Below are 12,377 nucleotides of genomic sequence, written 5' to 3'. Positions count from 1 at the left end.
ACCCTGATACTATTTTAGGACTTTTTCAGTGCCCTCATTATATTAGGGCTTTTTTTTATACTTTTGCTGTATGGAAATAGCTGAACTACATCAATGTTTTTTACAATGCGATGGCGTTTCTATTGATACTAGAAACATTCATCCCAATTCATTATTTTTTGCTTTAAAAGGAGAGAATTTTGATGCAAATGAATTTGCACAAGAAGCTTTAGACAAAGGAGCTGCCTATGTAATTATGGACAATAAAAAACTCATTACTGATGAGAAAAAAATGCTTTATGTTCCAAATGTACTCGGTGCACTTCAACAACTTGCTAAATTTCACAGAAAAGAAATAGGACTTCCAATTATTGCCTTAACTGGTAGTAACGGAAAGACTACGACAAAAGAACTGATTGCAACAGTTCTTTCTTCAAAATACAAAGTAAAAGCAACTAAAGGAAACCTTAACAATCATATTGGCGTCCCACTAACTTTACTATCCTTTGATTATGAAACTGATATTGGTATAGTTGAAATGGGAGCTAATCACAAAGAAGAAATATCGTTCTTATGTGAATTAACTGATCCTGACTATGGGTATATTACTAATTTCGGTAAAGCTCATCTAGAAGGGTTTGGAGGCTTTGAAGGAGTTATCAAAGCAAAGAGTGAACTTTATGACTATCTACAAGATTACCACAAAACTGCTTTTGTAAATGCTGATGATCCTAGACAAGATGCTAAAACCTTAACCTTTGATAGATATACTTTTGCTGTAGAACAAGAAGCAGATGTTCAATTTGACCTATACAATGCTCAGCCAAATGCTACTGTATCTATATCGGGAGTAACAATTGAATCTAATTTGACTGGTATTTATAATGCCACAAATATTGCATCAGCAATTGCTATAGGAAAATACTTCGGCGTATCTACTGAAGATATGAAGAATGCAATAAGCAACTACATCCCAACGAATAATCGTTCTCAATGGACAATGGTAAATAACTCTAATATTTTATTAGACGCATACAATGCTAACCCTAGTAGTATGGAAGTAGCTATTAGCAACTTTATTCAGCTACAAACATCACAACCAAAGATACTAATCTTAGGAGACATGTTTGAATTGGGAAAAGAAAGCCTTAAAGAACATCATAAAATAGTAGAAAGCTTACAAGACAATACAGGTATTAAAGCTATATTTGTCGGTAAAGAGTTTTACAAACAAAAAGAAGAAAGAAAAAAAGATCACCTACTCTATTTTGAATCATTTGATAACTTACAAGAGTATATAAAATCTAATCTCGATACATTCCAAAACCAATCTATATTAGTTAAAGGTTCAAGAGGAATGGCATTAGAACGAGTGTTAGAACTACTTCAATAAAAATAAAAACCGGAATATTGAGAAATACAATATTCCGGTTTTATTTTTTATCTACTAGACTTAATCGAGTCATCAAAGGAAAATGATCTGAGTTATAAAAATTATTATATGTATTAAACTCTTTAACTTTTAATCGTTTATCTACAAAAATATAATCAATGCGCATTGGAAAGTAATCAAAATCAAATGTTCTACCAAAACCCTTTCCTGCAACAATAAAAGCATCTTGTAATTCTCCCTTAATATTTTGATAAACGTAAGAATAGGCACTATTATTCATATCTCCACAAATAATCTTCGGATAAGCAACATCGTGCATATGTGAACGTATCAATTCAGACTGTAATTGTTGTTCTGCAAAAGCCTCCGACATTCGCTTAAAAACTCTTTTTGAGTGCTCTTCATCAATCATTTCATGTATATCAGGACTAACACTGAATGATTGTAAATGGATGCCGTAAACACGTATTGTATCTTTTTTATATAAAATATCAACGAAAATAACATTGTTGTTCGAGTCATTCGGTAATTTGATCTGTCCTTTGTCTATAATTCTATATTTTGAAAAAATAGCTTGTCCGGTCTTTACCTTGTTCCCTTGAGAAACAATATACTTATAAGGATACTGCTTAAAATTCAATGAATTATTACTCGAAAACTCCTGAATTGCAACTATATCTGGATCCTTTAAATCAATAAACTCCTTTATGGTTTCTGGTATATCATCAGAAGGAATCCAATTAAACAAATTAAATAAACGTACATTATAACTTAACAAAGTTAAATCATCGTCTTCGATTACTTCATTTGTTGGAGAGAACTTATAAAACTTATTAATAAAGGTAATCCCCAATAGTAAAATCATTATTGGTAACCATATTTGTCTTTTAAACTGAAAGCCCCAATACAAAAGGAAGAAAATATTAGCGATTAATAAACCGGGTAAAAAAAGCGTCAAAACACTTAAAACAGGAAACAACTTGGGAGCTAAAAAAGGCAAAAAATAACCAACTAATGTTGTAATAGCTAACACAACATTAAGCAGAAATATACCTTTATTAAACCAAGAAAGGTTTCTCATATTTTTATTTATTATTAGCTTGAAACAAAAAACTCTTTTCCTCTTTTGTTAGACTTTCATAACCAGACTTACTAATCTTATCCAAGATAAGATCAATTCGCTTTTGCTTTTCAAAATCTGGTATGTCAACCTTTGTCTTTTTATTCTTATTAACGTGTACATTCTTAAATTTAGTACCTTGATTTCGTTTAAACAAATTTACACTTTTATCAAAGACAGAGCTTAAATCAGTACCACGCTTAAGTAATATTGTATAAATCGCACCGATACTTGCTCCTCCTAAATGTGCCAAATGCCCCCCAACATTGTTCGTTCCTACAAGTTGCAAAATATCAATAAGAATAATAAAAGCGGCTACATACCATATTTTAACATTTCCAATCAACATTAATCTTACTTGCATGTATGGATTATAAACAACTAACGCCAATAAAGGAGCGATGACCGCAGCAGAAGCTCCTACCAATACATCGCCTGCATGAGAAAATCCTAATCCAAACAATAAAAAAAACAAACCTCCTACAACTGCTCCTAACAAGAAAGTGGTCAAGAATTGCTTTTGATTAAAAAAATAACTAAACAACTGATTGACAAAATACAATAATATCATATTAAGCAATAAGTGTACAATACCAGCATGCAGAAAAGAATACGTCAATAATGTCCACGGCTTAAATAAAACACTTTGCACATCACCTGTCAATGCAACCCAATAAAAAACATGCTTATATGCCGCAGGAAACAACCCTTGCAGTAAAAAGAAAATAACAGAAATTCCTATATTCCAAAATATAAGTTTTTGTGCATACCCACCTCGGGTATAATTTTCCTTTAAATCTTTAAAAATATTATTTGCCATTATAAATCCCAACGATTCTTATTAAACTGCGTCTTTTTCCAATACACCATTAGTAAATACCCCATAACAGCTCCACCTATGTGAGCAAAATGAGCGATACCTCCACCACCACCAAACAAACTAAATCCTCCTGCTACTCCACCGTATAAGTCTAGTAATAATATTCCTGGAACAAAATACTTTGCCTTAACAGGTACAGGGATAAACATCATCATTAGTTCAGCATTTGGAAACATAAATGCAAAAGCAACCAAAAGTCCATAAATTGCCCCTGATGCACCTACTACAGGTGTATTATATGCCGATAGCATACTCATCATTTGCTCTTGTCCCATAATAGTCGCCCAACCTGGATTATACTTCCCTTCTTGTAATAAGCTTATTATACTACCTCGATCTAAACCAGCATCAACCAATACATTCATTCCTGAATGTACTACATAGTAATTAACTCCCGTATGTAGTGCAGCTGCACCTAACCCACAAACCAAATAGAATAGTAAAAACTTCTTACCTCCCCACATAGTTTCTAAAGTAGTTCCAAACGAAAAAAGTGCAAACAAATTAAAGAAAATATGCATGATACTCCCATGCATAAACATACTTGAGATGGGTTGCCAAAAGTAAAACTTTGGATTCTCAAAAAAATACATTGGCAATATTTGATTCATAGCTGGAACTAACACACTAGCAGCTACGAAAAAAATTATATTAACTATAATTAAATGCTTAACGGTATCTGTAATTCTCATCATAAACTAAATCTTTTTTCAATATCCTCTACCTTCATCGTGATAAAAGTAGGTTTCTTAAATGGTGAAACGTCTGGCTCTTTACAGCCAAACAATGTATTAACAATATTTTCTTGTTCTTCTTCGGTCAAGGTCACTCCCGTTTTTACAGCCAAACTATATGCCAAAGACTTTGCTATTCGATCACTTTGACTAAATTTTGTATTGGGGATTCCTTCTTGAAAATCGGTTATCAGATCCTCTAATACTATCGATGCTTCGCTCTCCGCTACGTTCACTGGTAAACCTGAAATAACAACATGATCACTACCTAAACTTTCAAAGCCAAACCCAGTTTGCTTAAGTAATTCTTGTAATTCCTTTAAAATAACTACTTCATAAGGCGCATAATACAAAGTTAAAGGAAACAACAGCTGTTGAGTAGACGCTCGATGATCTGTAATATCTTGCATAAACTTCTCATACAAAATACGTTGATGCGCCCGTCCTTGATCAATTACAACTAGTCCAGACTTAATGGGACTTACTATATATTTACGATTTATCTGAAATGTTCTCGAATTTGTACCTCCTGCTTGATCTTTTGTAAACAAAGTAGATTCTACTACTTCTGATTCAAACTGTAAATTAGATACATCTAGATCTTGCCCTAAATCATGTAAACCTTCATATAGGTTATTCCAATCTTGTCCGCTTGCTTTCGAAAAATCACTTTTGCGAGTAAAACTATTCGACTTAGAAGAAGGTGATTGCTTTACACTTGGAGAAAAATCCTTATAGGGCTGCGGATTACTCCAATCTGAATTAACCTTACTTTCAAATGTAGAAGCCCTCTCCTCTTCCTCTATACGACTACCTGAGTTAAAGTGCTTACTTTCTAAAATTATCTCTCCTGTATCAACATCTACAAACTCAACTTCTTCATTTTCATGAGGCAAATTAGTTAATTTAGATTCTATAATCGCTGGCTCCTCTTCCTTTTGCTCAGTATTTAAAAAGGGATTTTCGAAAGGATTATACTCAAACTTATCAGATGATATAACCTCCTCCCTTGAAAAAGGGTTAAAATTACGATCGACCTCTATTGTCGGTGTTGATGCTTCTGTACCTTCATAATTATAAGGGGTATCAAAAGAAGAGTCTCTCTGAAAGTCAAGTACTGGTGCAACATTAAACTGCCCCAAACTATGCTTAATCGTTGATCGCAATATACTGTATAGCGCCTGTTCATCGTCAAACTTCACCTCTGTTTTAGTCGGGTGAATATTTATATCGATGGAATTCGTTGGTACCTTTAAATAAATAAAATATGTTGGGTGTGTACTCTCTTTAAGCAAACCTTCAAAAGCTGCTATTACTGCATGATGAAGATACCCACTCTTCACAAAGCGATCGTTGACAAAGAAAAATTGCTCTCCTCGACTCTTTTTAGCAAACTCAGGTTTTCCAACAAATCCTGAAACTTCGACAATCTCCGTACTTTCCTTTATTGGTACTAATTTCTCGTTAGTACGACTTCCAAATACATTTACAATACGCTGCCTTAGATTTGTAGAAGGTAAATTATATACTTCATTGCCATTGTGTATCATAATAAAGTGAATATTACAATGTACTAATGCAATACGCTCAAACTCATCGACTATATTTCTAAACTCGACATTAGTTGACTTCAAAAAATTACGACGAGCAGGAATATTAAAGAATAGATTCTTTACAGAAAAGGAAGTACCAATAGGTACCACTGTCATTTCTTGTGAAATAAGCTTGGTTCCCTCTATGACAATATGTGTTCCAAATTCAGCTGCTTCCGTACGCGTTTTCAATTCTACATGAGCAATTGCCGCTATTGAAGCTAAAGCTTCCCCTCGAAACCCTTTTGTTTGTAATGCAAATAAATCTTCCGCCGATGTAATCTTAGAGGTTGCATGACGCTCAAATGCCATTCGTGCATCTGTATCTGTCATCCCCTTTCCATTATCAATAACCTGAATAAGTGTTTTCCCAGCTTCCTTTAAAACTAACTTAATTTCCGTTGCTCCTGCATCTACAGAATTCTCTACCAACTCCTTAACCACAGAAGCAGGCCTTTGAACCACTTCTCCAGCTGCAATCTGATTCGCTACGTGATCGGGTAGTAAACGAATAATATCTGACATCTATTTAGCTCCTATCTTTTTAATCTAATCGCTTAGATAAATTCCACTTAAGCTACAAATTTAAGTAATTATAGCCGCCTTTACTATTCCAAAATCGTAATTTATTCAAAAATCTATACTGACAAATACCTTCAAAACACCAACTAAAAAATTACAATCAACAAACTACAAAGTCTGTCTTCAAAATACTTTCTCTCTTAAGGCTTATCGAGCTTTAAGACTTTTAGCAGCTAATACTAAACAAACAACAACAACTAAAATTTACAAAAAGATAGAACAAAAAAAGGGATTCTATTAAGAATCCCTTTTACTATCTCTCGTATAAATAGTTTACTATTCAGCTTTTCTATTTAATTCAATCATTTTAAGTGCAGCAATAGCAGCTTCAGTTCCTTTATTACCATGAACACCTCCACTACGTGCCAATGACTGCTCCATATTATTATCTGTCAATACACAGAAAATCACTGGAATATCAGCCATTAAGTTTAAGTCTTTAATACCATGTGTTACACCTTCACAAACGAATTCAAAATGCATCGTTTCCCCCTTAACTACACACCCGATTACAATAACTGCATCTAAATCTTCCATCGATTCAATCATCTTACGAGCACCATAAACAAGTTCAAAACTTCCTGGAACATTCCAACGAATTACATTTTCAGCTAAAAGTCCACAATCAATTAAAGCCTCTTGTGCTCCTGTATATAGACCATTTGTAACGATATCATTCCATTCTGAAACAACAATACCTACTTTAAAGTCTTTCCCATTTGGAAGAGTAGTCTTATCGTATTCAGATAGATTTTTATTTGCTGTAGCCATTTTTATTGTGCTTTACCAATCATTGCATCAACCACCGCTGACTCAGGTGATCCCATATAATTGTTTTTAATCTCAGTAAAGAATTTTAATGCCTCTTCTTTTTTACCTAATTCCAAAGCAATAATCCCAGCTTTATTCAAAAAACGTGGTGTTGTCAAATCATTAGTGTTTGACGCTACTGCTTTTTTGTAATAATCCAATGCATCTTCTTTTTGACCTAATTCAGAAAAAGCATCTCCGATTGCTCCAATAGCTAACGCGTTAATTAAAGCATCTTTCGACTTGAAGTTATTCAAGTGATTGATTGCGTCTTGGAATTTATTTTGTTGTAGATAAGCCACCCCAGCATAGTATTCAGCAAGATTAGCAGCATCAGTCCCTTTATAATTTTCAATAACTCCTAATGCACCTAACTTACCTTCTCCTCCTTCTAATGCTAATTCAAAGTTTTTAATTTTATCTGTTGGATTATTTAATGCTTCAACATAATAACTTTGTGCTTGAGTTAATTGTTCTGCAGCTTCTTCGTTTTTAGGTTCTACGACAAACTTCCCATATCCTACATATCCTAAAGTAACTAGAGCTACTGCACCAACTACACCAAAAATCGCTTTTGAATTACGAGCAACCCAACCTTCTACGCGATTAGCACTCTGATCTAACGAGTTAAATACCTCAGCAGTAGCACTGTCCCCAGCTTCTACATTTGCATATTGATCAAACTCATTTCCTGTCTCTTCGTCTTTTGGTTTTGGAGCTTTATAACCTCTTTTATTATAAGTTGCCATGTATATAATAGTTTAATAAGAGGCAAAAATAGGATTTTTATTGTAATATAAAAGTGCTTTCTATCTATATTTTTGATAATTTGCACCGAATTTTACTCAAGACGGTTGTAAAACGTTAAAATCCCTGATAATCACGTGTATTTAAAAAAAATAAACATCCTTAACTTCAAAAACATAACAGATAAATCCTTTGATTTTAATCAACGTATCAATTGCTTTGTAGGTTTTAACGGAGTTGGAAAAACGAATATTTTAGATGCCATCTACTATATGGCCTATGGCCGCAGTTACTTTAACCCTGTAGCCTTACAAAACATTCAACATCATTGTGATTTCTTCGTCATTGATGGAGTCTTTTGGCTTGATGAAAAAGAAGAACACATTGTTTGTAGTTTGAAAAAAGGACAAAAGAAAATCTTGAAAAGAAATGGTAAAAACTATGATCGCTTTTCAGATCACTTCGGACTAATTCCTTTAGTGATTATTTCACCTTCTGATTCTGATTTGATTATCGAAGGTAGTGAAACAAGACGCAAATTTATTGATAGTGTAATTTCGCAAATGGATAGCCAATATTTGCAACAATTAATTCAATACCAAAAACTCGTTTCCCAACGCAACGCTCTACTCAAAAGTTTTGCTCAAAATAATTACTTTGATGCAGAAACACTCGAAGTTTACAACGAGCAAATTGAAGTACTTGCTGATCCAATACATCAAAAGCGCAAAAAATTTATTCAAGAGTTCGTACCTATTTTCAATAAATATCATCAGCTAATCACTGATAATTTAGATGACGTAGACTTGAAATACGATTCTCAATTGAATGAAAAAACAATGAAAGAATTATTTCAAGAGTTCTTGCCTAAAGACAGAGCCGTTCAATACACATCTGTCGGAATACACAAAGATGATTTACTATTCGAGCTAAGTGGTCATCCTATCAAAAAATTTGGCTCACAAGGACAACAGAAATCTTTTTTAATCGCCTTAAAACTTGCGCAATTTGACTTTCTAAAAAAACAGAAAGGTATCCCGCCAATCCTTTTATTCGACGATATTTTCGACAAACTTGACGAGAACAGAGTGCGAAAAATTCTAGAACTAGTCAACTTAGATACATTTGGACAAATATTCATATCTGATACCCACGGGGATCGTACAGAAAATTTATTAAACAGCATTCAACAAGAATTTGAAATCTTTAAGATCTCAGACGAAACAAACTAAATATCACCTCGCTATGAAAATACAACAAAATATTTCTTTAAAACCATACAACACTTTTGGGCTTGACGTAAATGCCAAATACTTCATTGACATTGAAAATACTAACACCTTAAAAGATATTCTTAAAGGAAATTCAAGTCAAAAACTTTTCATTATGGGAGGAGGAAGCAATATGCTACTGACAAAAGATATTGAAAAAACAGTACTTAAAATTAACCTAAAAGGTATTAAAGTTATCAATGAAGACGAAAACCACGTATGGATAGAAGCACAAGCTGGCGAAAATTGGCATGAGTTTGTTTTGTGGTGTATCGATAACAATTATGGTGGAGTTGAAAACTTATCCTTAATTCCAGGAAATGTTGGTACTACACCTATCCAAAACATTGGAGCTTATGGTGTAGAGATTAAAGATGTCCTAGATTACTGCACTGCAATGAATATCGCTAACCAAGATATCGTAACGTTTTCTAACGAAGACTGTCAATTTGGCTACAGAGAGAGTATATTCAAAAATGCTGCAAAAGATCAATACATTGTCTTATCTGTAGTATTCAAACTAACTAAAAAAGAGCACGTATTAAAAACAGGGTATGGCTCAATCCAAGAAGAGCTTGATCAGCAAAACATCACTAATCCTACTATCCAAGACATTAGTAAGATCGTAATTAGCATTAGACAAAACAAATTGCCAAACCCTTCTGAAATAGGTAATAGTGGTAGCTTCTTTAAAAACCCAATTATTGACATCGAACAATTTAACACTCTGCAAAAAAAGTATCCTAATATTCCGCATTATACCGTCAATGAACAATCAGTCAAAATACCTGCAGGCTGGTTAATTGAGCAAATTGGTTTTAAAGGTTATCGCTTGGGAGATACTGGTGTCCATGAAAAACAAGCATTAGTTCTTATTAACTATGGAAATGCAAAAGGACACCAAATCGAAAAATTAGCTCAAATCATTCAAGATCAAGTTAAAGCAATATTTGGTATTTCAATAACGCCAGAAGTCAATATCTTCTAGATAAAAAACAAAAAAAGATATACCGATTAATTGTACATTTGTCCCTTTAATAATTACCTACACTAATGTTATCATTACTACTTTATTGCTTTATTGCTTTTACAGTTATAGAATTAATCTACTTCTTTTTCATTAATGGTAATGTAGCTTTTCATTCTCCTATCACAAAAAAAGTACATGAATACTTACCTGTATCTGTATTGGTTTATGTAAAGAATCAAGAAGCTAATCTTCCCCTTTTCTTGGAGAAGCTAACTGCACAAACGTATCCTGAGTACGAGATCGTCTTTATCAACAATGCTTCAGAAGATGAAAGTCTAGAAATCTTAGAAGATTTCGTAGCTGCAAATCCACGTTGTAAATTAGTTAATGTAGTTAACAACGAAGCTTTTTGGGGCAATAAAAAGTACGCTTTAACGCTAGGTATAAAAGTAGCTAAATACGAACACCTATTATTTTCAGAACCAAATGCTTTACCCGAAAATAGTCTTTGGATCAATAAAATGTCTGCTTTATTTTCATCTCAAAAGCAGATCGTCATTGGCTATACCGAAATTGCAAATAAAAAAAGGTCGCTGATCAACAAATTTATACGTTACCAAAATGTAATGAAAACAGCTAATCTATACGCCTGGAATAACGCAGGAAAGCCCCTTTATGGAAATGCGTGTAACCAAGCCTATACCAAATCTCTTTTCTACAAAGTAAATGGGTTTATTAGCTATATGAAAATCCCTTTTAGTGACGAATACTACTTTATCAATCAAATCGGAACAAAAAAGAATACTACAGTTAATTTTCACAGTGATAGCTTTACAGTTAGACAAAGTAACAATACACTTTCTGAATGGAAACAAGAAATGAAGCTACAAGACCTTCTACTGAAAAGACTATCCTTATTGTCTCAATTAAAAATTCGTTTCTTCACCTTTAATAAAATTTTGTTCTATACAAGTTTCACCATTTTAATCAGTTTTTTATACCAATGGGAAATTGTCCTAGGTGTATTCTTATTTAGATGTATTATCGCCCACATATTTTACGGGAAGACTTTTAAACAATTCAATACAAAAGAATTGGTTTGGACACTTCCTTTATTAGAAATTATTCATATTTTTATGGGTACTTACTACAGTTTCTCACATTTTATTAGCCGACAAAAAGTTGAAAAAAAATACTACTGATTATATCAAATTAGCCGCTCAAGGCGATCAATCCGCTTTTACAAGCTTACTTGACTTATATTGGAGTGAAGTCTATTTTTTCATTTTAAAGCGAATTAGCAATGAGGCTGATGCAGAAGACATAACTATAGAAACTTTCTCTAAAGCTTTCAGTAACATTCATTCCTATAATGATGCTTATGCCTTTAACACATGGTTAATCAGTATAGCTAAAAATGTACATATTGATCTCATTCGAAAAAGAAAAAAGTTATCATTCTTGGATATGAATGATGAAAACCAAGCGACCTATTCTAATATCGTTGATGATTCAAACAACATCGAAGACGATATAATCGAAGAACAAAATTTAGCTATTTTCAAGAGTTATATTAAACTGCTTAAACCACATTACCAAGAAGTAATTGAACTGAGATATTTTCAAGAGTTATCATATAATGAAATCGCCGAAACCCTGAATGAACCTCTAAACAATGTCAAAGTCAAAATTATGCGTGCAAAAAAGCTGCTAGCAGAAATTATTCTTAAACAAATTGATCAAAATTTCACGCTATAATTAAATACTCCTTTATTTTATACCTACTTTTATATTCACCAATGATCAAATAGATTTCCCTTAGTATTTAAAAAGAGATCTTTATTTATAGCTATGTATATCCGTTAGCTGTGATAACGGCAGATAACACGATAGTTATCTAACTAATCACCAGATGATTACTTTTTAAAAAATCAATACACAATCCTCTATATTTTTCGAAAAACTACTTTTTTTTCTATTAAACTTATAGGATAATACTGAATAGGGATACAGTCTTTTTTTAATAGGTGCCTTGTTTTTACGCATAGAGATTTCTAAATAACAGTATTTGTTGCCAAGCTTGTGCTATAAGTGCAGTATTCCTGCAGTTTGCTACCCCAGAAGCACATCCTTGGCAAGGAAAGTGCAACTATACTGCACGTATAGGTCAAGAAAGAATGGAAAAAAGATGTCCGTAAGGAGAGTATTAGTCGCAGCAACCTGATTAGTTTTAGAAAACAATGCTAACTAATAGTATTAGATAGTGTCTCGTCCTGAAATAGCTTTACACTCTAAATGT

General features: G+C 33.0%; 11 protein-coding genes. 5 read left to right on the top strand and 6 right to left on the bottom strand.

The genetic code is table 11. The features are described 5' to 3' along the window. Positions 1-70: 70 nt before the first annotated feature. Entirely contained in the window at positions 71-1,372 is a 1,302-nt protein-coding gene (locus tag GJV77_RS13965) for a UDP-N-acetylmuramoyl-tripeptide--D-alanyl-D-alanine ligase (protein ID WP_155036949.1), read from the top strand. A gap of 40 nt (positions 1,373-1,412) precedes the next feature. Here GJV77_RS13965 and GJV77_RS13960 read toward each other — a convergent pair whose 3' ends face one another. From GJV77_RS13960 to GJV77_RS13935, 6 genes are all read right to left on the bottom strand, one after another. Further along, positions 1,413-2,453, bottom strand: coding sequence for an endonuclease/exonuclease/phosphatase family protein (locus GJV77_RS13960; RefSeq protein ID WP_155036948.1), 1,041 nt, complete (start codon positions 2,451-2,453; stop codon positions 1,413-1,415). A gap of 4 nt (positions 2,454-2,457) precedes the next feature. After that, positions 2,458-3,312 carry a rhomboid family intramembrane serine protease gene (locus GJV77_RS13955; protein ID WP_155036947.1) on the bottom strand — a complete coding sequence of 285 codons (855 nt, stop codon included), beginning with the start codon at positions 3,310-3,312 and terminating at the stop codon, positions 2,458-2,460. Beyond that, on the bottom strand, positions 3,312-4,064 hold the full coding sequence (locus GJV77_RS13950) for a rhomboid family intramembrane serine protease (protein ID WP_155036950.1): 753 nt from the start codon (positions 4,062-4,064) through the stop codon (positions 3,312-3,314). The genes GJV77_RS13955 and GJV77_RS13950 overlap by 1 nt, the downstream gene beginning before the upstream one ends. Then, positions 4,064-6,223: a DNA mismatch repair endonuclease MutL gene (mutL, locus tag GJV77_RS13945; protein ID WP_155036946.1), complete on the bottom strand. Its 2,160-nt coding sequence runs from the start codon at positions 6,221-6,223 to the stop codon at positions 4,064-4,066. Before mutL ends, GJV77_RS13950 begins: the two co-directional genes overlap by 1 nt. A gap of 333 nt (positions 6,224-6,556) precedes the next feature. Next, positions 6,557-7,051, bottom strand: a complete 495-nt coding sequence (ribH, locus tag GJV77_RS13940) for a 6,7-dimethyl-8-ribityllumazine synthase (RefSeq protein ID WP_155036945.1) — start codon at positions 7,049-7,051, stop codon at positions 6,557-6,559. A gap of 2 nt (positions 7,052-7,053) precedes the next feature. Further along, positions 7,054-7,839, bottom strand: a complete 786-nt coding sequence (locus GJV77_RS13935) for a tetratricopeptide repeat protein (RefSeq protein ID WP_155036944.1) — start codon at positions 7,837-7,839, stop codon at positions 7,054-7,056. Between the two features lie 135 nt (positions 7,840-7,974). Between GJV77_RS13935 and recF the strand changes: the two genes are divergently transcribed. From recF to GJV77_RS13915, 4 genes are all read left to right on the top strand, one after another. After that, positions 7,975-9,069: a DNA replication/repair protein RecF gene (gene recF, locus GJV77_RS13930; protein WP_162521638.1), complete on the top strand. Its 1,095-nt coding sequence runs from the start codon at positions 7,975-7,977 to the stop codon at positions 9,067-9,069. 13 nt (positions 9,070-9,082) lie between these two features. Next, on the top strand, positions 9,083-10,096 hold the full coding sequence (gene murB / locus GJV77_RS13925) for a UDP-N-acetylmuramate dehydrogenase (protein ID WP_155036943.1): 1,014 nt from the start codon (positions 9,083-9,085) through the stop codon (positions 10,094-10,096). A gap of 65 nt (positions 10,097-10,161) precedes the next feature. After that, positions 10,162-11,280 carry a glycosyltransferase gene (locus GJV77_RS13920; protein WP_155036942.1) on the top strand — a complete coding sequence of 373 codons (1,119 nt, stop codon included), beginning with the start codon at positions 10,162-10,164 and terminating at the stop codon, positions 11,278-11,280. Further along, positions 11,261-11,836, top strand: a complete 576-nt coding sequence (locus GJV77_RS13915) for an RNA polymerase sigma factor (RefSeq protein ID WP_155036941.1) — start codon at positions 11,261-11,263, stop codon at positions 11,834-11,836. Before GJV77_RS13920 ends, GJV77_RS13915 begins: the two co-directional genes overlap by 20 nt. The last annotated feature ends 541 nt before the right edge of the window (positions 11,837-12,377 follow it).

This window comes from Myroides pelagicus (genome assembly GCF_009711055.1).
Taxonomy (GTDB): Bacteria; Bacteroidota; Bacteroidia; order Flavobacteriales; family Flavobacteriaceae; genus Flavobacterium; species Flavobacterium pelagicum.
The sequence above is the reverse complement of the archived record's forward strand: the minus strand, read 5'-3'. Positions and strand labels throughout refer to the sequence as shown.